This window comes from Rhizobium cerradonense, from assembly GCF_030182455.1.
Classification (GTDB): Bacteria; Pseudomonadota; Alphaproteobacteria; order Rhizobiales; family Rhizobiaceae; genus Rhizobium.
On record NZ_JAQJCK010000004.1, the window covers coordinates 143,717 to 165,181 of the forward strand.

22 protein-coding genes are annotated in these 21,465 nt (G+C 59.5%); 14 read left to right on the forward strand and 8 right to left on the reverse strand.

The window, feature by feature from the left end; all coding sequences use genetic code 11:
* Nucleotides 1-7: 7 nt before the first annotated feature.
* Entirely contained in the window at nucleotides 8-781 is a 774-nt protein-coding gene (locus PH547_RS11320; protein ID WP_283048091.1) for an amino acid ABC transporter substrate-binding protein, read from the reverse strand.
* Between the two features lie 112 nt (nucleotides 782-893).
* Nucleotides 894-1,358 (reverse strand): GNAT family N-acetyltransferase, encoded by a 465-nt coding sequence (locus tag PH547_RS11325; protein WP_285168276.1) that lies wholly within the window; start codon nucleotides 1,356-1,358, stop codon nucleotides 894-896.
* Nucleotides 1,359-1,533: 175 nt separating this feature from the next.
* On the opposite strand from PH547_RS11325, the gene PH547_RS11330 reads away from it, so the two are divergent.
* On the forward strand, nucleotides 1,534-2,034 hold the full coding sequence (locus tag PH547_RS11330) for a BA14K family protein (protein WP_283048088.1): 501 nt from the start codon (nucleotides 1,534-1,536) through the stop codon (nucleotides 2,032-2,034).
* Nucleotides 2,035-2,170: 136 nt separating this feature from the next.
* Here PH547_RS11330 and PH547_RS11335 read toward each other — a convergent pair whose 3' ends face one another.
* Nucleotides 2,171-3,043 (reverse strand): DMT family transporter, encoded by an 873-nt coding sequence (locus PH547_RS11335; protein WP_104824833.1) that lies wholly within the window; start codon nucleotides 3,041-3,043, stop codon nucleotides 2,171-2,173.
* Between the two features lie 254 nt (nucleotides 3,044-3,297).
* On the opposite strand from PH547_RS11335, the gene PH547_RS11340 reads away from it, so the two are divergent.
* Together PH547_RS11340 and ispG are read left to right on the forward strand one after the other, a co-directional pair.
* Complete coding sequence (locus PH547_RS11340) at nucleotides 3,298-4,497, forward strand: MFS transporter (protein ID WP_285168277.1); 1,200 nt, start codon at nucleotides 3,298-3,300, stop codon at nucleotides 4,495-4,497.
* A gap of 117 nt (nucleotides 4,498-4,614) precedes the next feature.
* Nucleotides 4,615-5,868 (forward strand): flavodoxin-dependent (E)-4-hydroxy-3-methylbut-2-enyl-diphosphate synthase, encoded by a 1,254-nt coding sequence (gene ispG, locus PH547_RS11345; RefSeq protein WP_104824831.1) that lies wholly within the window; start codon nucleotides 4,615-4,617, stop codon nucleotides 5,866-5,868.
* A 19-nt stretch (nucleotides 5,869-5,887) separates the two neighbouring features.
* On the opposite strand, the gene PH547_RS11350 is transcribed toward ispG, so the two are convergent.
* Complete coding sequence (locus tag PH547_RS11350; protein WP_260303205.1) at nucleotides 5,888-6,529, reverse strand: LysE family translocator; 642 nt, start codon at nucleotides 6,527-6,529, stop codon at nucleotides 5,888-5,890.
* A 143-nt stretch (nucleotides 6,530-6,672) separates the two neighbouring features.
* A complete protein-coding gene (locus PH547_RS11355; RefSeq protein WP_104824830.1) occupies nucleotides 6,673-7,587 on the reverse strand; it encodes a polyprenyl synthetase family protein in 915 nt (304 codons plus the stop codon).
* Between the two features lie 214 nt (nucleotides 7,588-7,801).
* Between PH547_RS11355 and mtgA the strand changes: the two genes are divergently transcribed.
* The 5 genes from mtgA (at nucleotide 7,802) to PH547_RS11380 (ending at nucleotide 10,929) form a co-directional block, all read left to right on the forward strand.
* Nucleotides 7,802-8,512, forward strand: a complete 711-nt coding sequence (gene mtgA / locus PH547_RS11360) for a monofunctional biosynthetic peptidoglycan transglycosylase (RefSeq protein WP_104825270.1) — start codon at nucleotides 7,802-7,804, stop codon at nucleotides 8,510-8,512.
* Nucleotides 8,513-8,608: 96 nt separating this feature from the next.
* Complete coding sequence (locus tag PH547_RS11365) at nucleotides 8,609-9,331, forward strand: DUF1868 domain-containing protein (protein ID WP_104824829.1); 723 nt, start codon at nucleotides 8,609-8,611, stop codon at nucleotides 9,329-9,331.
* A 12-nt stretch (nucleotides 9,332-9,343) separates the two neighbouring features.
* Nucleotides 9,344-9,991 (forward strand): glutathione S-transferase family protein, encoded by a 648-nt coding sequence (locus PH547_RS11370; protein ID WP_104824828.1) that lies wholly within the window; start codon nucleotides 9,344-9,346, stop codon nucleotides 9,989-9,991.
* Between the two features lie 179 nt (nucleotides 9,992-10,170).
* Nucleotides 10,171-10,356, forward strand: a complete 186-nt coding sequence (gene rpmF, locus PH547_RS11375) for a 50S ribosomal protein L32 (protein ID WP_003543812.1) — start codon at nucleotides 10,171-10,173, stop codon at nucleotides 10,354-10,356.
* A 165-nt stretch (nucleotides 10,357-10,521) separates the two neighbouring features.
* Nucleotides 10,522-10,929, forward strand: coding sequence for a hypothetical protein (locus PH547_RS11380; protein WP_104824827.1), 408 nt, complete (start codon nucleotides 10,522-10,524; stop codon nucleotides 10,927-10,929).
* Between the two features lie 89 nt (nucleotides 10,930-11,018).
* On the opposite strand, the gene phaR is transcribed toward PH547_RS11380, so the two are convergent.
* On the reverse strand, nucleotides 11,019-11,591 hold the full coding sequence (phaR, locus tag PH547_RS11385) for a polyhydroxyalkanoate synthesis repressor PhaR (RefSeq protein ID WP_104824826.1): 573 nt from the start codon (nucleotides 11,589-11,591) through the stop codon (nucleotides 11,019-11,021).
* Nucleotides 11,592-11,828: 237 nt separating this feature from the next.
* On the opposite strand from phaR, the gene PH547_RS11390 reads away from it, so the two are divergent.
* On the forward strand, nucleotides 11,829-13,046 hold the full coding sequence (locus tag PH547_RS11390; RefSeq protein WP_285168279.1) for an acetyl-CoA C-acetyltransferase: 1,218 nt from the start codon (nucleotides 11,829-11,831) through the stop codon (nucleotides 13,044-13,046).
* A gap of 88 nt (nucleotides 13,047-13,134) precedes the next feature.
* Nucleotides 13,135-13,860: a beta-ketoacyl-ACP reductase gene (phbB, locus tag PH547_RS11395; RefSeq protein WP_104824824.1), complete on the forward strand. Its 726-nt coding sequence runs from the start codon at nucleotides 13,135-13,137 to the stop codon at nucleotides 13,858-13,860.
* 398 nt (nucleotides 13,861-14,258) lie between these two features.
* On the opposite strand, the gene PH547_RS11400 is transcribed toward phbB, so the two are convergent.
* Both PH547_RS11400 and PH547_RS11405 read right to left on the reverse strand, forming a co-directional pair.
* Nucleotides 14,259-14,513: a YMGG-like glycine zipper-containing protein gene (locus PH547_RS11400; RefSeq protein ID WP_104824823.1), complete on the reverse strand. Its 255-nt coding sequence runs from the start codon at nucleotides 14,511-14,513 to the stop codon at nucleotides 14,259-14,261.
* Nucleotides 14,514-14,556: 43 nt separating this feature from the next.
* Nucleotides 14,557-14,712, reverse strand: a complete 156-nt coding sequence (locus PH547_RS11405) for a DUF3309 family protein (RefSeq protein WP_104824822.1) — start codon at nucleotides 14,710-14,712, stop codon at nucleotides 14,557-14,559.
* Between the two features lie 1,289 nt (nucleotides 14,713-16,001).
* Between PH547_RS11405 and PH547_RS11410 the strand changes: the two genes are divergently transcribed.
* The 4 genes from PH547_RS11410 to PH547_RS11425 all read left to right on the forward strand — a co-directional run bounded on the left by PH547_RS11410 (nucleotide 16,002) and on the right by PH547_RS11425 (nucleotide 21,126).
* Nucleotides 16,002-19,199, forward strand: a complete 3,198-nt coding sequence (locus PH547_RS11410; protein ID WP_104824821.1) for a helicase-related protein — start codon at nucleotides 16,002-16,004, stop codon at nucleotides 19,197-19,199.
* A gap of 3 nt (nucleotides 19,200-19,202) precedes the next feature.
* Nucleotides 19,203-19,607, forward strand: coding sequence for an RNA-binding S4 domain-containing protein (locus PH547_RS11415; protein ID WP_104824820.1), 405 nt, complete (start codon nucleotides 19,203-19,205; stop codon nucleotides 19,605-19,607).
* 208 nt (nucleotides 19,608-19,815) lie between these two features.
* Complete coding sequence (gene fdxA, locus PH547_RS11420) at nucleotides 19,816-20,154, forward strand: ferredoxin FdxA (protein WP_028751539.1); 339 nt, start codon at nucleotides 19,816-19,818, stop codon at nucleotides 20,152-20,154.
* Between the two features lie 399 nt (nucleotides 20,155-20,553).
* Nucleotides 20,554-21,126: a CarD family transcriptional regulator gene (locus PH547_RS11425; RefSeq protein ID WP_028751538.1), complete on the forward strand. Its 573-nt coding sequence runs from the start codon at nucleotides 20,554-20,556 to the stop codon at nucleotides 21,124-21,126.
* The last annotated feature ends 339 nt before the right edge of the window (nucleotides 21,127-21,465 follow it).

The window sequence follows — 21,465 nt, forward strand, 5'->3', positions numbered from 1 at the left end:
ATGCCTATTACTTCGAAACGTCCTGGCCGAAGTATTTCTGCGAAATCTTGGCATAGGTGCCGTCAGCCTTGATATCGGCCAACGCCTTGTTGATGGCAGCCTGCAGCTCCGGTTCGCCCTTGCGGATGATGGCGGCGGAATAATCGGCATTGGCCTGCTGGGCGACGATCTTCACCGGCGCATCCGGCTTGTGCTTCTTGAAATCGAAGAAGGAGAGGCTGTCGTTGATGGTGGCGTCGGCGCGGCCGGTCAGCACGAGCTGGATCGACTGGTCGAAGCCATCCGTGCCGACGAGTTCGGCGCCGGACGTTTGGGCGAGCTTGCCGAAATTGCTGGTCAGCGACTGCGCGGCCTTCTTTCCCTTGAGATCGGGGAAGTCTTTGATGTCGCTGTTGCTTTCCTTGACGATTAGCACCGCCTTGGAGGCGATATAGGGATCGGAGAAATCATATTTCTGCTTGCGGGCATCGGTGATGCCGACTTCGTTGATGACGGTGTCGTAGCGGTTGGCATCGAGACCGGCGATCAGGCCGTCCCACTTGCCTTCCAGAAACTGCGCTTTCACGCCGAGCTTGCCGGCGATCGCCTCGGCGATCTCGACATCGAAGCCGACGAGCTTGCCGCTTTCGTCATGATAGGTGAAAGGAGCATAGGTGCCCTCCGTGCCGACCTTCAGAACGCCGGCGGACTGAATCGCCTTGAGGTTATCGCCTGCATGGGCAGGAAGGAGAAATGCGGCCTGCACGAGGGCGGCAGCGGCGACGGTCTTCAACCAGTTCATTGTTTTCTTCCGTTTCTTGAGCGGTTCAATCGATGAGGAATACATTGCAGAAAATCTAGGGCAGTGAAGCGTAGAAAACTGCAAAAGAATTCGGCAATTGCGAATATTTTTCTCAAAGGAGCTGAAGGCGCAAATCGAGTTCGTCTCTGATGGGGATTCTGTTGTCGGCGATCCTTGGAATGCTTGGTTTCAGCCGCCGCGCTTCATCGACCGCCCCAGGTCGAACCCGCCGAAGTTCGAAACCTCGACGTTGGTAGAAACGGAGGGCATCGAGATTGTCGTTCGTGGTCGTGACCCAGAGTGCCGACACGCCTTGCTGGCGCAATTGATCGGCGAGCGCTTCTATCAAAGCCGTTCCCACGCCCTGGCCGGAGCGAACGGCATCCAGCGACATCAGTTCCGCCTCATTGCCTTGCATCCGATAGGTTGCCAATCCCCGCTCGGGATCAACGACGAGCGCCGGCAGATCCAGCAGGTCAAAAATCTCGCCATGGGCGGCGACTTTTGTGCCGCCCCATCGCTCTGTGAGGAGCTTGACGATCCAATCCTTGTCTTGCGGTCCAGCTTCGCGAGTCATCATAAGCCCGATTAACAGCATTGGTTTCGCGCCGGATGGAATGAAGCACCAGCCGGTGCGAAATGGCGCCAAAAGTCAGCCCCGCCGACGCCATAGCCAGCTCGGAAATTAAGTGCCACGCCGTCCTTTCCGCGTTATAATAATCGGCTGCAATGTAGACGGAAAGGTGAAGCTAATGAAGAGGCTAGCAATCGTTGCCTTGTCGCTAGCGACGGCGCTGACAAGCGTCCCGCCGGCTGAGGCGTTTCCCACCATTGTTGTCCCGAAAGTCGAGGCACCGAAGGCGCAGCCGATAGACTGGCATGGCGGCTATCACGGCGGATACTACCATCATGGCGGATACTATCACCACCATGGCGACAACTGGGGTTGGGCGCTCGGCGGCCTTGCTGCAGGCGCGTTAATCGGCGGGCTACTGGCGCAGCCGAATTATTACGGCGGCTATTACGGGTCGGGCTATTACGGCGGCGGCTATTATGGGCCTGGCTACTACGGCGGCTATTATGGTCCGCGGTATTACGGCGGCTATTATGGTCCGCGCTATTACCGACGAGCCTACTATGGCGGCAGTGCGCATGTGCGCTGGTGCTATGCGCGTTATCGGTCCTACAGGGCTTACGATGATACGTTCCAGCCCTCCTATGGTCCGAGACGGCCGTGCGTCGCGCCATACTAGTGATGGCGCAAAAAGCATCTTTTAGGATTGGTTACTGGTGGCGGATAGCTGCCGGTCAGTCAGGCCATGGTTGCTGTCGAACCGCGCGTATGGCCGACTGCGCATAACGAGTCCAGCCGCCGCTATCTGCTCCTCGTCAAACCGTTGCCACTTTCCCCTTCATTCGCTCGCTGACGATGATGATCAAGCCGGCGCTGAGGATGAAGGCTGCGCCGAGGAAGGTGTTGGCCTTGGGGATGTCGCCCCAGATCAGGAAGCCAAGCAGGAAAGCCCAGATGAGGGACGTATATTCGAACGGCGCCAGAACGGAGACCGGCGCCTGCCGCATGCCTTCGAACAGGGCAAGCTGTCCTGCGCCGGCAATGACGCCTGTGCCGAAAAGCAGCAACATCTGATAGGCGGTTGGCGTCTGCCAATGCAGGATGGCCATGGTGGCAGTCAGGAGGATGAAGATGATGTTCGAGACGGCCATCTGAATATGGCTTTTCTCGTGCAGCGCGGTCTTGCGCAGGAGCACCATGCCGGTCGCCCAGAGCACGGCGGCCTGCAGCGCCAGATAGACGGGCCAGGAAATGGACAGGCCGACCGGATTGGAGGCGATCACGACGCCGCAGAAGCCGAGGCCGACCGCCGTCCAGCGGACCAGGGTGACCTTCTCGCGCAGGACGATGGTCGCCAGGATCGTGCCGACCACCGGCGCGGCATAATAAAGTGTCGTCACTTCGGCAAGCTGCAGGTAGCGGGCGGCGGAATAGTAGGAGGTCCAGGCGATAACCAGCAACATGCTGCGCACGATCATCGGCTTGATGATCGGCGAGCGGCGGACCTTGCGCGCCAGCGACGGCCCTTCGAAGAGGAAGCAGCCGGCGAGGATGGTGCAACTGCGCCAGAAGAGGATCTGCCAGACGGGGATGTCGGCGACGAGCAATTTCACCACCGAATCGTGGGCAGTGAACAGCATGTAGGCAAACACCGTAAGCAGGATGCCGTAGCTGATGGGGTTTTTCACAGAAGCACCAGGGGAATGGCTTGAGGCAGGCCGGCAGAAAATTTCTTTTAAGGCTCAACGGATAGGCGGCTACTTTTTCGCCGTCAATAGGCCATATGGGCAGGGTAGACCGCGTGCGAAACATTGTTTGCGGTTGTGACTTCCTTGCCTCCGTTTTAACAGACGGAGACGAAACGTGACCGATCGGCGTCTTTTCGGATGTTGAGATTTCAATCGATTTAAATATCCTGCGGCCACCGATTTGGGGATTTCTTATGGATGATATGACTCGATCCGGGAGCTTTCAGGCTCGTAGAAGCGGATTTTTCACAAAATCGCGCGCAGCCGTTTCCCTGCTGTTTTTGATGAACGGCTTCACCGTCGGCTGCTGGGCGCCAAAGATTCCGGAGTTCGCCGAACGACTGCAACTGACCAAATTCGAACTCGGCCTGATGATCCTTGTCTTCGGTCTGGGGTCGCTGGTGATGATGCCGATGGCTGGCGCGCAGATTGCCGGGCGCGGCTCGAAGATCGTCGTCAAGGCCTTTGCCGTGTTGCTGGTGCCGATGTTGCTCGCCTTGACCGTCACCCAGAACGTCTGGACCGCCGCGATCGCCATCTTCCTGTTCGGCGGCTTCATCGGCGCCATGGACGTCGCGATGAATGCCAATGCCGTGTCGGTGGAGAAATCCATGCGTCGGGCGATCATGTCGTCCTGTCACGCGTTCTGGAGTCTTGGCGGCCTCATCGGCTCGGCGATCGGCGGTTTTCTGATCTCGCGCTGGGGCGTGCTCGGCCATGCCGAGGCGGCCACGGCCCTTGCCGCTCTCTTCCTCGCCGTCGCGTGGCCAATGATCCTCGGCGACCAGCCGCATCCGGACGAGGCAAAGCCGAAGGCGCGCCTGCCGATGATCCCCTTGCCCTGGCTGCTCGGCATGATGGCGCTGTTCTGCATGATTCCGGAAGGTGCGGTGCTTGATTGGAGCGCCCTCTATCTCGGCCAGGAAAAGGCCGCTTCGGTGACATTGTCCGGATTTGGCTTCGCCGCCTTCTCCCTCACCATGGCAACGATGCGCTTTGCCGGCGATTTCGTTCGCGACCGGCTGGGCGCCGTCAAGACGCTGCGGGTCTGCACTGTCTTTGCGATTGTCGGCATGCTGCTTGCGGCGCTGGCGCCGAATGCGGAACTGGCCATTGTCGGCTTCGCGCTTTGCGGCATCGGCATTTCCAACATGGTGCCGATCGCCTTTTCGGCCGCTGGCAATATTCCGGGTCTGCAGCCGGGCATCGGCATCTCCGTCGTCACGACCATGGGCTATTCCGGCATGCTGGTTGCTCCCTCCGCCATCGGCTTTGCCGCCGAGCATGTCGGCTTTTCGCCGGTTCTGATGGCGCTGCCGGTGCTGCTGCTCATCGTGCTGGCGCTGTCGTCTCTGGCCCATTACGCCGACGGCATTGGCAGCGGCTCGCATTAATTTGGTCGCTTTCGCCTGCTATCGCCTGAGCAAAAGTGAAGCCCGGAGCGGTTGACAACGACCGCTCCGTGATCCACCTGAAAGGCACCCATTTCCCGAGGCTAACGAGAGCTTTCCATGTCGTCCGCCAGTGATTTCGATCCGAAACCGCGCCGTTCCTCCGTTGCCGTCGATGTCGGCGGCGTGATTGTCGGCGGCGGCGCGCCCGTGGTCGTGCAGTCCATGACCAACACCGATACCGCCGATATCGATTCGACGGTGGCGCAGGTCGCAGCGCTCTATAGGTCCGGTTCTGAGCTGGTGCGCATCACCGTCGATCGCGACGAAAGTGCCGCCGCCGTTCCGAAGATCCGCGAGCGGCTGCTGCGCCTTGGCATGGACGTGCCGCTGATCGGCGATTTCCATTATATCGGCCATAAGCTGCTTGCCGACCATCCGGCCTGCGCCGAGGCGCTGGCGAAATACCGCATCAATCCCGGCAATGTCGGCTTCAAGGACAAGAAGGATAAGCAATTCGCTGAAATCATCGAGATGGCGATCCGCTACGACAAGCCGGTGCGCATCGGCGTCAACTGGGGCTCGCTCGACCAGGACCTGCTGACGGCGCTGATGGACAAGAATGCGGCCGAGGGCTCGCCGCTCTCGGCCCGCGAGGTGACGCGCGAGACGATCGTGCAGTCGGCGCTGATTTCGGCCGACCTTGCCGAGGAAATCGGCCTGCCGCGCAATCGCATCATTCTCTCGGCCAAGGTCAGCCAGGTGCAGGACCTGATCGCCGTCTATTCCATGCTCGCTGCCCGTTCCGATCATGCGCTGCATCTTGGCCTCACCGAGGCCGGCATGGGCTCGAAGGGCATCGTCGCCTCATCCGCCGCCATGGGCTATGTGCTGCAGCACGGCATCGGCGACACTATCCGTGTCTCATTGACGCCGGAGCCGAATGGCGACCGCACCCGCGAAGTGCAGGTGGCGCAGGAACTGCTGCAGGTGATGGGTTTCCGCCAGTTCGTGCCGGTTGTCGCGGCCTGTCCCGGCTGCGGCCGGACGACCTCGACCGTGTTCCAGGAACTGGCGCAGAACATTCAGAACGACATCCGCAAGAACATGCCGGTCTGGCGCGAGAAATATCCGGGTGTCGAGGCGCTCAACGTCGCCGTCATGGGCTGCATCGTCAATGGTCCCGGCGAGAGCAAGCATGCCGATATCGGCATCTCGCTGCCCGGCACTGGCGAAACGCCCGCCGCCCCAGTCTTCATCGACGGCAAGAAGGCGATGACGCTGCGCGGCCCGAATATCGCTTCGGACTTCGAGGCGCTGGTTACCGACTATATCGAGAAGCGTTTCGGCCAGAAGAGTGCTGCGGCGGAGTGATCCGCCGCCGGAACTGGCCTCAGACGTTGCTGGTCAGCAGCTTGATGCCGGCAAAGCAATAGAAGCCGGCCATGGCGCCTTCGATCCATCGGCGCGCGTTCCTGTAAATCTTCAGAGCATGCGGCGTCGAGAACAGCGTCGCATAGCCCATGAAAGCAACAAAACCGGTCGCTCCGCACACGGTTATAATGAGTACCGCAACGGAAGCCGGCGCACCCGGCGGCATACCGAGCGCGATGATGGCGAGCCAAGCGAAGATCGCTTTCGGATTGGTGACGTGGATGCCGTAGCCGCGCAGGATCAGCGACTTGAAGCTTGGCGTCTTCTGCTCCGCCGTGGCGGCCGGCAGGTCGCCACTGGCGCGCACAGCGCGAAATGCCTTGTAGGCGAGATAGAGCAGATAGAACCCGCCAAAAATCTTCAGGATCTCCAGCGCCATCGCGTAGGTTTGCAACAGGGTGGCAAGCCCGGCGGCGGCAGCGATCGCCCAGGTCAGCGAGCCGCCGAAGATGCCGAGCGAAATCGTCATGCCCGCCTTGCGGCCGTGGGTCATTGATGTTCCGATGATGGCCATGATCGCCGGTCCAGGACTGACGACGGCGATGATATAGGCAATATAGGCCGGCAGGATCTGCGGCAGATAGGCAAGCGCCTCATGCATGGGATAGCTCCGCAGGATGTCAGACAGCGCGGCCAATTCCGCGTGCTTGACACTGCAGGCGCCAGAATTGCCACGGAATCGCCAGGACGTCACTCTTGTCCCGGAGATTTTTTGTCACGGTGACATTTTGCGCCGAGAGCTTCTCAGCTCCGGCGGCTTGCCACGAAGCGCGCCGTCTCGATCAGCAAAGCCGCCTTCTCTCCATAGGGAGAGAGCAACTCCGCGGCTTCCGCCACCAGGCGCGCAAGCGTGGTTTCGGCCCAGGCCTGGCCATGCAGCGCGACCAGCGTGCCTTTGCCGCGGGCGGCATCCTTGCCGGTGGCCTTGCCCATGGTTGCAGCATCGGCGGTCAAATCGAGGAGATCGTCGGCGAGTTGGAAGGCGAGACCGATCTTTTCGCCGAAGATACGCAGCCGCTGACGGTCCTCAGCCGGGGCACCGGCGATGATGGCGCCGGCTTCGCAGGCAAAGCGGATCAGCGCACCGGTCTTCATGGCCTGCAGCGTGGTGATGCCGCGTTCGTCCGGCGTCTCTTTTTCGGCAGCAAGATCAAGGGCCTGACCGCCGGCCATCCCGCCGATCCCCGCCGCGCGCGATAGCGCCAGCACGAGCTCGATCTTCCGGTCGGCCGGCAGGCTGGTTTCCGGCGCGGCGATGATATCGAAGGCATAGGTCAGCAGGCTATCGCCGGCGAGGATCGCCGTTGCATAGTCGAAGGCGACATGCACGGTCGGCTGCCCGCGGCGCAGATCGTCGTCGTCCATCGCCGGCAGGTCGTCGTGGACCAGCGAATAACAGTGCACGCATTCGAGCGCCGCTCCGATGCGGAGCGCTGCGTCGCCGTTGCCGCCGAGAAGTGCGGCCGTCTCCATCACGAGAAAGGGTCGCAGTCGCTTGCCGCCGTTCAGCACGCCATGACGCATCGCTTCGAGCAGGCGGGTGGGACGGATGATCTCACCGTTCAGGCAGGCGTCCGCGAGAAGCTCGTTCAGGACAGCCTCGACCTTGCCGGCATTGTCCCTGAGGCGATGTTCGAAGGAGGAATTGGTGCTGTCCATGGCCGCTGTTTGGCATGAGTGCGTGTTGCTGGCAACGAGAATTGTCAACAGCCAGGGTGGGAATCTCGTCGCACTCTGGTCATCGCTCTGTGTAGACGGTATGACAATTGCAGCATTCCTGCGCGTTCCTCGGACGCAGGAGTGCTCCGGGGTGGAGCAACGGGTGGACCTTCAGCAATTGGACATACCGACGGACAGCGATGAGGAAGCCGAGATGCCGCAACGCTCGGGCCGGCTTGCACGGTTCAAGGCCCGTCCGCTCTGGCAGCGTATCGTTCTCCTCCTCGTCGGTTTGATGCTGCTGCCCTATCTGTTCATCCTGCTTTACGTTCTGCCATTCACCCACCCGATTTCGACTTTGATGCTGCGCGATGCCCTCACGTTTCAGGGATATGATCGTCGGTGGGTTTCCTTCGATGAGATAGCGCCGGTGCTGGTGCAGTCGGTCATGGCTTCCGAGGACGGACAATTCTGCTTTCATGGTGGGGTCGACTGGGGCGAGATGCGCATGCTGGTACAGGATACGCTGCGGGGCCAGTCCACGCGGGGCGGCAGCACCATCCCCATGCAGACCTCAAAGAATCTTTTCCTCTGGAACAGCCGCTCCTTCGTGCGCAAGGCGCTGGAGCTGCCGCTGGCCGTCTCCTCCTCGTTCGTCTGGTCGAAGCGGCGGATGATGGAAATCTATCTGAATATCGCCGAATGGGGGCCGGGCATCTACGGCATAGAGGCGGCGGCACGCTATCATTTCAAGGTGCCCGCCTCGAAGCTGAACGCCCGTCAGGCCGCTCTTCTCGCCGTCTCTCTGCCCAATCCGATCGACCGGGTGGCAAGCAAGCCGGGGCGCGGACTGCGCCAACTCGCCTCGCTGATCCAGCGCCGCGCGAGGAGTTCCGGCGAGTACATCAAATGCCTTTATAACTGATATCAGAACTTGTCGTTCGATTGGCTGACCGTCATCTGACATTCTTGCTTGTGACGTAAGGGCGGGTATCTGCCAACCAAACCGGACATTTGCCCAATGAACATTGATGCCTTCTCGCCCGAACTGCTGAACTATTCCAAGAGCCGCCATCCCGAACCGTCCATTCATCTCGGCACGCGCTTTGATCTCTCGGGCAATTTCCAATACGAGCCTGGCAATACGATCGTCTGCCATGTGGTGGAAGGCTCCGAAACGCAGCAGGCCCTCGTTGCGGCGCGCGAGAAATTTCTGGCGATGCCGGAAGCCGCGCAATTCACCTTTACGCCGATTTCCAGCCTGCATATGACGCTGTTTCAGGGTATTATCGAATATCGCCGCAAGCAGCTCTATTGGCCGGCGGATATCGCGCTCGATACGCCGATCGATGAGATGACCGAGATCATGGGCGAGCGCCTGAAGGCTTTTTCCATGCGCGATCCCTTCAACGTGGCGGTGACGCGTGCGCGGCCGAGCGGCCTCTTGATGGATGGCGCGACCGAGAGGGATCAGCAGGTGATGCGGGAGTGGCGCAACGCTTTTGCGGATCTACTCGGCTATCGCCATCCCGATCATGACGTCTATCCGTTCCACATCACCTTCTCCTATGTCATCGAGCGGCTGGATGACGAGGCGCTGCCACGCTGGCAGGCGATGCTGGACAAGGTTGCCGCCGATGTTCGCGCCGAGGTGCCGGTTCTCGAGCTGCGACCACCGGCTTTCTGCGCATTCGACGACATGAAGCATTTCGAGGAACTTCTGGTATTCGAGTTCCAAAAATAAGAAGGACAAATCATGGACAAGCTGACCCTCTATATCGGAAACAAGAACTATTCCTCCTGGTCGTTTCGGCCGTGGATCGCCTTGGAGGGTTGCGGCATCGCATTCGAAGAGGTGCTGATCCCCTTCGACTTTCCGGCCGGCAACCCGCGCATCCGCGAGGTTTCGCCGACCGGCAGGGTGCCGATGCTCGTTCATGATGGCTTCAAGGTCTGGGAATCGCTCGCCATCATCGAATATGTGGCCGAGCTTTTCCCGGATGCAGGCCTCTGGCCTAGTGATCGCCAGGCACGGGCCACGGCGCGCTCGATTTCCATGGAAATGCTGGCGGGCTTCCGGGCGTTGCGCAACGCCTGCCCGATGAACATCCGTCGCCCCGTCAGCCGGCTCGACCTGCCGGAGGGTGTCATGGAGGACGTGGCGCGGATCGAGACGATCTGGCGCGACATGCGCGCCCTATCCGGCGGCCCGTTCCTGTTCGGCGCTTTCTCCGGCGCCGATGCCATGTTCGCGCCGATCGTCAACCGCTTTGAAGTTTATGATCTCGTCAGTGCCGCCGACACGCTGGACTATATGGCCGCGATGAAAGCCCTGCCCGCCTGGCAGAAATGGGAAAAAGCGGCGCGTGAGGAGCCGTGGATCGTGCCGGAAGACGAAGCCTGATCGCTGATTCGGCTTCCATCCCGCCGAATCAGATGGTGCGGGCAAAAAATGCGGGAAGGGACTGGTCAAAGTCCCTTTAGCCATGTATAAGCCCGCCCAATTTCCGAAATTGATCCATGTCTGTTTCGGCCGCCTGGCTGGCCGCTGATATGTTTCGTCCGCAAAGTGGAGTAACGAGAATGGCTGTACCGAAGAGAAAAACGAGCCCGTCCAAGCGCGGTATGCGCCGCTCGGCCGATGCGCTGAAGGCTCCGACCTATGTCGAAGACAAGAACTCCGGCGAACTGCGTCGCCCGCATCATATCGACCTGAAGACCGGCATGTATCGCGGTCGTCAGGTTCTGACGCCGAAGGAAAGCGCATAATTCAAGCGCTGCCTTAAAGGCTGAGATTAAAAGGCTGGCGTCTCGCCGGCCTTTTTCTGTTTGTGCATTCGGTTCAGCAGGATCACGCCGGAAAACGCTTCGCACTTTTCCTGGATTTGCTTTAAGACTCGCGGCGACTTCAATTCCGAAGGGATTTTCCTGGCTATGATTGTTGCCTTCCCGCTGATGATCGTTCCGCTCGTGCTCTACAATCTGGCGATGCTGGGTCTGATGGGCGCCGGCGGCATCGCTTCGCTCAACAATGTCATCCTTGCTCTTCCCATGCTCTCGGGCGCGACATGGACGCTGCAGCTCGGCGATCTCTTCATCGTCATCGCGCTGATCACGCTGTTCTTCGAAATCTTGAAGGCGACGCGCAACGGTTCCGGCTCGCTGCTCAATCACATACTGTCGATGCTGGTGTTCATCGCCTATCTCGTCGAATTCCTGCTGGTCAAGGATGCGGCGACACAGACCTTCTTCATCCTGATGGTCATCACCTTCATCGATGTCATCGGCGGATTCACGATCTCGATCCGCTCGGCGGGACGGGATGTTTCGATCGGATTGTGAGGGTTTTTGACTTCTCCCCGACGGGGAGAAGCTCGTACAGAGCACGGATTAAAGCGGCGCTGCACTGTGGGCGGGCATCGGCAAGATGCTCACAAACTATCCAGCTTGTTCTGCATCGCGCGGAGCTGCTCTTTCAACTCGTCGATGTCCTTTGCCTCCGCCTTGCGACTTTCCTTTGCCGGCGGCTTCATGAAGGGGGAGAACATCTGCATGGCCTGCTGGAACATTTCGGTATTGCGGCGGACCTGTTCTTCGACCATCTGGATCGGCAATTGCAGGTTCTTGCCGAGCGGCGTTTCGCCGAAGGCGCGGTTGATCTGATCGCGCATCTGTGTCTGCTGTTCGGTGAAGGCGCGCATGGAATGTTCGAGAAAGCTCGGGACGACCATCTGCATCTGATCGCCGTAATAGGTGATCAACTGCCGGAGGAATGAAATCGGCAACAGCGTATTTCCGGTCTTCGATTCCTGTTCGAAAATAATCTGCGTCAGCACCGAATGCGTGATTTCTTCGCCGCTTTTTGCATCTTGGACGATAAATTCCTCTCCCTTCTTCACCATCTCCGCCAGGTCATCCAGCGTCACGTACGTGCTGGTGCCGGTATTGTATAGGCGGCGATTGGCGTATTTCTTGATTACGATCTGGCCCTCATTCTTTGCCATTATCAGTCTCCTGGACCCGTCTGATTGTATGGAAACTCCTCCACCCCCAAGTGTAGACGCAAAAGAAGCTTGGTGACAATCGGTTTGTGCGATGCGGCAAGCCCTTTCCATTAATCAGATTTTTGCCGGCGATGACGGCTTCATGAAATCTGGAAGATCAAAATTCTTGGCGTTTGACTCCGGCGCAAAGCTTTGACAGTTTCGCCTTATATATGTTCAACCTGTGAGGAGGCTTCCATGAGCAATCCATCCATCGTCGTCGCCAGTGCAGCTCGCACTGCTGTCGGTTCCTTCAACGGCGCCTTTGCGACCATTCCGGCTCATGAGCTCGGCGCTGCTGCCATCAAGGGCGCATTGGAACGCGCCGGTGTCGAGGGCAGGGAAGTCGATGAGGTGATTCTCGGCCAGGTGCTGCAGGCCGGCGAAGGGCAGAACCCTGCCCGTCAGGCCGCCATGAAGGCCGGCATCCCGCAGGAGGCAACCGCATGGGGCGTCAACCAGCTCTGCGGTTCCGGTTTGCGCGCCGTTGCGCTCGGCATGCAGCAGATCGCTTCGGGCGACGCCAAGATCATCGTTGCCGGCGGCCAGGAATCCATGTCGATGGCCCCCCATGCCGCCCATCTTCGCGGCGGCACCAAGATGGGCGACATGAAGATGATCGACACGATGATCAAGGACGGCCTGACGGACGCCTTCTACGGCTATCACATGGGCATCACGGCGGAAAACATCGCCCGCCAGTGGCAGCTCTCGCGCGATGACCAGGATCAGTTCGCCGTTTCCTCGCAGAACAAGGCCGAGGCTGCCCAGCTCGCAGGCCGTTTCAAGGATGAGATCGTGCCCTTCATCGTCAAGGGCCGCAAGGGCGACGTCAGCGTCGACGCCGACGAATTTATCCGTCACGGTGCGACGCTGGACGGCATGACCAAGCTGCGCCCGGCCTTCGACAAGGAAGGCACGGTGACGGCCGGCAATGCTTCGGGCCTGAATGACGGCGCGGCTGCTGCCGTGCTGATGACCGAGTCGGAAGCCTCGCGCCGCGGCATCCAGCCGCTTGCACGTATCGTCTCCTGGGCAACTGCCGGCGTCGATCCGCAGATCATGGGCAGCGGCCCGATCCCTGCCTCGCGCAAGGCCTTGGAAAAGGCGGGCTGGTCGGTCGGCGATCTCGACCTCGTCGAGGCAAACGAGGCCTTCGCTGCACAGGCCTGCGCCGTCAACAAGGATCTCGGCTGGGATACGTCGATCGTCAACGTCAATGGCGGTGCCATCGCCATCGGCCATCCGATCGGCGCCTCCGGCGCGCGCATCCTCAACACGCTGCTGTTCGAAATGAAGCGCCGCGGCGCCAAGAAGGGTCTCGCAACGCTCTGCATCGGCGGCGGCATGGGTGTCGCCATGTGCTTCGAGGCGCTTTTAGCCGCGTCGCGCCAAACGATGCGGGAATGGTTGTAAACAAGGTCATGCTAAAATAAATAGCGAGAGACGGATGAGCGATTCGGGTTCGCTCATCCTGCTCTAGCGGTAACAGAGGGGAGTGGACATGAGCAGAGTGGCGTTGGTGACAGGCGGGACACGCGGCATCGGGGCGGCCATTTCGATAGCGCTGCGCAATGCAGGCTACCGGGTTGCGGCAACCTATGCCGGCAACGACGAGAAGGCACAGGCTTTCCGCGAGGAGACGGGCATTTCCGTCCATAAATGGGATGTGTCCGACTATGAAGCTTGCGGCGTCGGCATTGCCAAGGTGCAGGAGGAGCTTGGCCCCATCGAGATCCTCGTCAACAATGCCGGGATCACCCGTGACGCCATGTTCCACAAGATGACGCCGCAGCAGTGGCACGAGGTCGTCAATACCAACCTTACCGGCCTGTTCAACATGACGCATCATGTCTGGCAGGGCATGCGTGACCGCAGCTTCGGCCGCGTCATCAACATCTCTTCGATCAATGGTCAGAAGGGCCAGATGGGCCAGGCGAACTATTCCGCCGCCAAGGCCGGCGATCTCGGCTTCACCAAGGCGCTGGCCCAGGAGGGTGCTGCCAAGAACATCACCGTCAATGCCATCTGCCCCGGTTATATCGGCACCGAGATGGTGCTGGCGGTGCCGGAAAAGGTGCTGAACGAGCGCATCATTCCGCAGATCCCTGTGGGACGCCTCGGCGAGCCCGAGGAAGTCGCCCGCGTCGCGGTCTTCCTTGCTAGCGACGATTCCGGCTTCATCACGGGATCGACGATCAGCGCCAATGGCGGCCAGTTCTTCGTTTGAGCTGATGGGCTGAAGTGGCGGATGATTGCCGGGAAATTGCCCGGCAGTCATCGCTGGCGTGAATTCACGGACGGCCGTGGCCGGGGTTTGAATTCCAAAACGACAGGCTTAAGGACCACACGGCGCATTTCCTTGTCCCGCATCCGTACGGCATGGCCGAGTACATAAAATGTGGTGCCGACAAGAGCGAATGCTGCGATACTTGCAATGAATTCGGCCATGGTGCCGTTCCTTTCCAAAAACGTTGACGCGATCCCCCCGAAACCTGCGTGGGTGTGAGTGTTCGTCTCAAGAAATGTCGGCCCAAATTTTCGGCGCGAAAGATTTGGCTTTCATGACCGATCGTCAACGAAGCGCTGACGATCGGCCGGAAGAAATCGATCTTTGTCTATACCGGCTTACCGGCAGCGAGCCTCATAGCGGCGGCCATAGCGGTCGCGGTAGATGCAATAGCCCTGGTGCTCGTGGGACCGGCCGATGAGGTAGCCAACGGCGCCACCGGCGACGGCACCGATTGCGGCGCCACCCCAGCTATTGCTGGCGACACCGCCTATGATCGCGCCGGTGCCGGCGCCTATGGCTGTGCCCTTCTCGGTTGCTGTGCATGAGGCGAGTGCGCCGACAAGAGCGATCGCGACAATGATTTTCTTCATGGTATTGCTCCCTAGTGTGAGATTTTCAACAAACTCAGCCGGATCAGATCCGGCCCATCAATAGCAGAATAAGAACGATGACGAGAACTAGTCCGAGACCACCTGATGGACCATATCCCCAACCTCGGCTGTAACCCCAGTTCGGGAGCGCTCCGATCAGCAGCAGAATCAAAATCACGAGCAATATTGTACCAAGCATAGCGTATTCCTCCGCGTCCAGCGCCTAGAGCATCCCGCCAGAGCGACCTCACGCAAGCGGATAAGATGCGCCTAGATACAAGTGCCGATGCGTCCTTATCCACTCCTCGAGAATGAGGGCGCACCAATGCCGCTGTCGATAGAAACTTATTTCACGAGAAATTGTTCCGGCTCAGAAATAACAAGACATGAAGATGAGCCGGCATGCCCCGGGCAAAGGTTAATGCCCGGCTGCGAGCTGCGCAAGAAAATACCCGCCGACGACCGCGGGATATGGTTAAAAACAATTTAAAATACAATATGTTGCGGTGAACGAAACGGGAAAGCGAGCTTGTCCGTGATTCGTCAGCGATTCGTTCTGTATTTGGGCTTTGGTTAACGGCGGCAGGGATTGTGGCCTCGGAGAACCTACCCCTTTCGGCGAGGAAGGTTTAGGCCTTATCGCCGGAAAGTGGTAATTCCTCGGTCGAAATGGTTAATGCCGGCGAATTTTTTCGCTACCCATATCGTCACATCATCCTCCCTTTGGATGAGCTTCCCCTCCGAACGCTATATCTAGCCGTGAACAAATACAGTACACGACATAATCAGCGATTCGTCGCCGATTCGTTCCGGCTTTGGTCGGAAAGTTAACGATTGCAATCAATGCGAGAGATTATGGACTTTTCATATTACGTTTCGCTCAAAAGTTAATTGCAATCCACGATTCGACGTGATTTGGCGCTTCAACCCTGCAGAGTCCTGGGCATTTCGCCGGAGAAGGCACTAGATGTTGTGGAGAACAAATGCGGAATTGTGGAAAGTCAGCGATTCGTCGCCGATTCGTTCCGGCTTTGGCCCGAATCTTAACTCAGAGCCGTTCTCGATATTTATCTCGGAAAATTGCGGAATTTACAGATGGTTAACCATGTTTCCAAACGGGAAGGCTGGTTCGCCGGATTCGCGTGATGGCTCCTGATTCACGTGAAAAAGGAGTCCCAATGCGATTCACTATCTGGTGGCGGTTTGTAAATCGAAATCCATATATAGTGGTGAACACAAAGGGAACATGGCGGAGTCAGCGATTCGTCGCCGATTCGTTCTCAAGCTGTTCTCGACTCACCCGGACTCGTTTTGGATGCAGAGAGAATGTAGCTTTCGGTTGAGACGGCCAAAGATAAAATCGCATATTCTAGCCGTTGTTTTTTCATTCAGGTCTTGCCTTTGTCACATATGGTCGTCATCTCTTCTTCTCTTCCCTGGGGACCTTGCTGATCGGAAGACAGTGGTTTCTCGCCCATGCATGGACCTATGACTCAGACTTCGCAGCCAATGATCCTGAGCGGACGCGGCGTGACCGCGGTGCTCGGACCCACCAATACCGGCAAGACTCATTATGCCATCGAGCGCATGGTGGCGCACGGCAATGGCGTCATCGGCCTGCCGCTGCGGCTCTTGGCGCGCGAGGTCTATACGCGTGTCGTCGAGAAGGTCGGGGCTCAGTATGTCGCGCTGGTCACCGGCGAAGAAAAGATCTCGCCGCCCAATGCGCGCTATTCCGTCTGCACCGTCGAAGCGATGCCGCGTGAGACGCGGGCCTCTTTCGTCGCGATCGATGAAGTGCAGCTCGCCGGCGATCTGGAGCGCGGCCATATCTTCACCGACCGTATCCTGCATTTGCGCGGGCGGGACGAGACCCTGCTGCTCGGCGCCGGCACGATGCGGCCGATCCTTGAGCAGCTCCTGCCGGGGATCACCGTCGTTGAGCGGCCGCGGCTGTCGCATCTCTTCTATGCCGGACAGAAGAAGATCACCCGCCTGCCGCAGCGCACAGCGATCGTCGCCTTCTCCGCCGACGAAGTCTATGCCATCGCCGAACTCATCCGTCGCCAGCGCGGCGGTGCCGCCGTTGTCCTCGGCGCGCTCAGCCCGCGTACCCGCAACGCACAGGTCGCGCTCTATCAGGCCGGCGATGTCGAATATCTCGTGGCGACCGATGCGATCGGCATGGGGCTCAATCTGGATGTCGATCACGTCGCCTTTGCCCAGGATCGCAAGTTTGACGGCTATCAGTTCCGCAATCTCAATCCGGGCGAACTCGGCCAGGTCGCCGGCCGCGCCGGTCGTCATCTGAAGGACGGCACTTTTGGCGTAACGGGCCAGGTGGATCCCTTCGACGACGAATTGGTACGGCGCATTGAGGGTCACGAGTTCGATACGGTTAAAGTGCTACAATGGCGCACCAAGGAATTCGATTTCTCCTCGATCGCTTCGCTGCGCGCGAGCCTCGAGAGCGCACCGCGCGTACAGGGCTTGACGCGGGCACTGCCGGCGGTCGATCAGCAGGCGCTGGAATATCTGTCGCGCGATCTGGAGATTTCCGATCTCGCCAATAATCCGGCGCGGGTCGAAAAATTATGGGAAGCCTGCGCGCTTCCGGATTATCGGCGGATTACGCCCGCCCAGCATGCCGATCTTATCGCCACCCTCTTTTCCGACCTTGTGCGCTATGGCACGGTAAAAGAGGACTTCCTTGCCGAGCAGGTGCATCGCGCCGATCGGACGGACGGTGAGATCGACACGCTTTCGGCGCGAATCGCGCAGATAAGGACTTGGACCTATGTGTCGAACCGGCCCGGTTGGCTTGCCGATCCGACACACTGGCAAGAAAAGACGCGGGAAATCGAAGATCGATTGTCTGACGCGTTACATGAGAGGTTGACGAAACGCTTTGTTGATCGCAGGACATCTGTGCTCATGAAGCGCCTGAGAGAGAATGCGATGCTGGAAGCTGAAATCAGTGTGAATGGGGATGTCTTCGTTGAGGGGCATCATGTGGGACAGTTGACCGGATTCCGGTTCACGCCTATCGCGGGAACCGAGGGGCCGGACGCCAAGGCTGTCCAGACGGCCTCGCAGAAGGCGCTGGCGCTGGAATTCGAGGCGCGCGCCGCCCGTATCCATGCGGCAGGCAACAGCGATTTGGCGATCAGTGCGGATGGCCTCGTCCGTTGGCTCGGCGATCCCGTGGCGCGGCTGTCGGGCAGCGATCACGTCATGCGTCCGCGCGTCATCCTGCTCGCAGACGAGCAGTTGACGGGCAATGCGCGTGATCATGTCGCCGCGCGCATCGAGCGCTTCGTGAATCATCATATCAGCACGGTGCTGAAGCCGCTCGACGATCTGTCGCGCGCCGAAGATTTGCAGGGTCTTGCCAAGGGGCTGGCGTTCCAGCTCGTCGAAAATCTCGGCGTGCTCTTCCGCCGCGACGTCACGGAAGAGGTGAAATCGCTGGACCAGGACGCGCGCGCCTCGATGCGCCGTTACGGTGTCCGCTTCGGCGCCTACCACATTTTCGTGCCCGCTCTGCTGAAGCCGGCTCCGGCCGAGCTCATCACCCTGCTTTGGGCATTGAAGAACGACGGCCTCGACAAGCCGGGCTATGGCGACCTGATCCCGGTTCTGGCGGCGGGCCGTACGTCCGTGGTCACCGATCCGACTTTCGAGCGCATGTTCTATAAGCTCGCCGGCTTCCGCTTCCTCGGCAAGCGGGCGGTGCGCATCGACATTCTCGAGCGGCTAGCGGATATTATTCGTCCGCTCTTGCAGTGGAAGCCTGGGCAGGCGTCGCGTCCGGAAGGCGCCTATGACGGCCGCCGCTTCACGACGACGACCGCGATGCTCTCCATTCTCGGCGCAACGCTGGAAGATATGGAAGAGATCCTGAAGGGTCTCGGCTATCGGGCCGACGCGGTGAAGGCCGAAGATGCGGCAGCCTTCCTTTCGCAGCAGGATACCTCCTCGGCACCTGCTCCGGCGCAGGTTGCGGAAACCGTCGCAGAGAAGGCCGATCACGACGATGCCGATGGCGCAGGCGATGAGCCGGCTACCGAAGGCGAAACCGCCGCACAGGATGCGGTTCCCGCAGCGCAAGCTCCTGCTGAGCCTGCCGCCGCTGCCGAGCCAATGGAAGCCTCTGAGGCTACAGCCGAGCTGCCGGGTCCGGGTGCGGATGTCGCCGCCACCGAGCCGGTCGAACCGAAGCCGGTTCTGCTTTGGCGTCTTGGCGGACGCAGCGATAACCAGCAGCGCCAGGGTGGACGCGGCCATGGCGATCGTCGCGGCCATCAGGGCGAGGGGCGCGGTCACCAGGGTAATCGCCGCAACGGCGGTGGCGAGCAGCAGGCGAACGGCGAAGGCAACCGCGAGGGCCGGGATAATCGCGAAGGGCGCGAGGCCCGTGGCGACAACCGAGGACCGCGCGGCAATCGCGACGGCGGCCGTCCGCAGCATCAGGGCAATCGTTCCGAACGCAACGACCGCCAGGATCGCGGCGACCGGGGTGACCGGAAAGAGCGTAACGATCGCAATGATCGGAACGACCGCAACAATCGCGGCGCATCGCAGCCGCTGCGCTTCGAGGCCAAGCCGCCGCGCAAGGAAAAGCCGATCGATCCGGATTCTCCTTTCGCCAAGCTCGCTGCCCTCAAGGAGCAGATGAAGAAATAGGCCATGACGGACGAAAAGCAGCCATCTTCCGGTTCGCGCCAGCGCATCGACAAGTGGCTGTTCTTTGCCCGCATGGTAAAATCCCGCTCGCTGGCGCAGGTCTATGTCCAGAACGGCAGCGTGCGGGTGAATGGCGAGCGGGTCGTCCAGCCGAGCTACGGCGTCAAGGCAGGCGACCGGATCGAGCTCTCGCTCGAGCGGCGCGACGTCGTCCTGATCGTGCGTCAGCCGGGCGAGCGCAGAGGTCCCTTTGAAGAAGCGAAGCTGCTTTATGAGGATCTGACGCCGCCGCCAGATGAGACAAAACGTCTCACTCCCTTCGAGCAGGCGCTCCGCGCGCCGGGCAGCGGACGGCCGACGAAACGCGACCGGCGAGCTATAGACCGGCTGACCTCCGAGGATGATTAGAAAACTCTGCTCGAACTCCATGATTTTGGGACTGTTTATCCCTTGAAATTGGCCGGCAAAGTCGATACCTCACGGTCAACCCGCTGGTAACCAGCCGGTCGGCATGCCTGCGCATAGCGCATACGCCTGTCCGCCGGCTTCCGAGGGAAAAGCGTGACGTTCCAGGTTGCGCATCCGCGGAAAACGAGAGACATCCCTGGAGTGCTTCATGACATACGTCGTGACCGACAATTGCGTTCGCTGCAAATACACCGATTGCGTGGAAGTCTGCCCCGTCGACTGCTTCTACGAGGGTGAGAATTTTCTCGTCATTCATCCCGACGAATGCATCGATTGCGGCGTTTGCGAGCCGGAATGTCCCGCCGAGGCGATCAAGCCCGATACCGAGCCGGGCCTCGACAAGTGGCTGAAAATCAACGCGGATTATGCCTCGATCTGGCCGAATATTACGGTCAAGCGCGATCCTCTCCCGGAAGCCAAGGAAATGGACGGCGAACAGGGCAAGTTCGAGAAATATTTCTCGACCAACCCTGGTTCGGGTGACTGATTGAGGGCCGTGACAGGCCCTCGATAAAGGTGTAGTCGATAACGCTTAAAGATGAATCATTGCCGTTGGCCGCCGGAGCGGTCGACGTGGCCGTTTTGGTGTGCGTAAAGCAAATTATTGATTTAGTCAGATTTTTGTGATAGCTTCCTCACACTGATCCACTGCGGCATTTCGCGTGCCCCAAACCATCACGAAAGCAAGTAACAAATCCGTACGCGGTTTCCTTGACATATCAACGTTTTGAGTTGTCGGGTCTGGGATCGCGATGAACGGATTTCTTTTTGCACGCGTCTGGCTGGACCAGGATGAAGTCACCCCGACGGTGCTTCCGTCTCAACCGGGCCTGACTGACCCGGCCCCGGCTCACGCTGGGTGCGTAACAGGGAGTTTTTGAAAAGAATGACGATCCAGCAGAAAAAACCTTCAGCAGCACGCCATGGCTTCAAGACCGGCGAATCGATCGTATACCCCGCTCACGGTGTTGGTACGATTACCGCGATTGAAGAGCAAGAAGTCGCAGGCATGAAGCTTGAGCTTTTTGTAATCGACTTCGAAAAAGACAAGATGCGTCTGAAGGTGCCCGTGGCCAAGGCCATGAGCATCGGAATGCGTAAGCTTTCCGAGACTGATTTCGTCGATCGGGCGCTTAAGGTTGTTCAGGGCAAGGCTCGCGTCAAGCGTACCATGTGGTCGCGCCGCGCCCAGGAATATGATGCCAAGATCAATTCCGGCGATCTGATCTCAATTGCCGAAGTGGTTCGCGATCTCTATCGCGCCGAGAACCAGCCGGAGCAGTCCTACTCCGAACGTCAGCTCTATGAAGCTGCGCTCGATCGCATGGCGCGCGAAATCGCCGCCGTCAACAAGATGTCCGAGACCGAGGCCGTTCGCCTCGTCGAAGTCAATCTGAACAAGGGCCCGAAGCGCGGCAAGGTCGTCGAAGAAGACGATTCCCAAGACGAAGCCGCATAAGACCGGAAGCTCACATACCACGTCAAAAAACCCGGCCTTCGAGCCGGGTTTTTTCTTTGGAACCTTTTTTGGTCTGATGCGTTTAGGTTTCGTATTTGCGGCTGGTGCGCGCTTTCTCGTTATCAGAGTTTCTCGCCCAGCCGTTTCCCTTAACGTTCACGAGGACCGGACCCCATGCGTTTTGATTGGAAATTTCCCGGCGATCGGAAGTCATTTCCTTCGCCAGGTCATTTCGGAGAAGCCGAATTAGACCCGTAACACCGATCGTCGGATATCCGGAGATCGGCCTCCAATTGCATTCCATTCATAGATTTTCACCCGCGCAGCGATGTCGGGAAG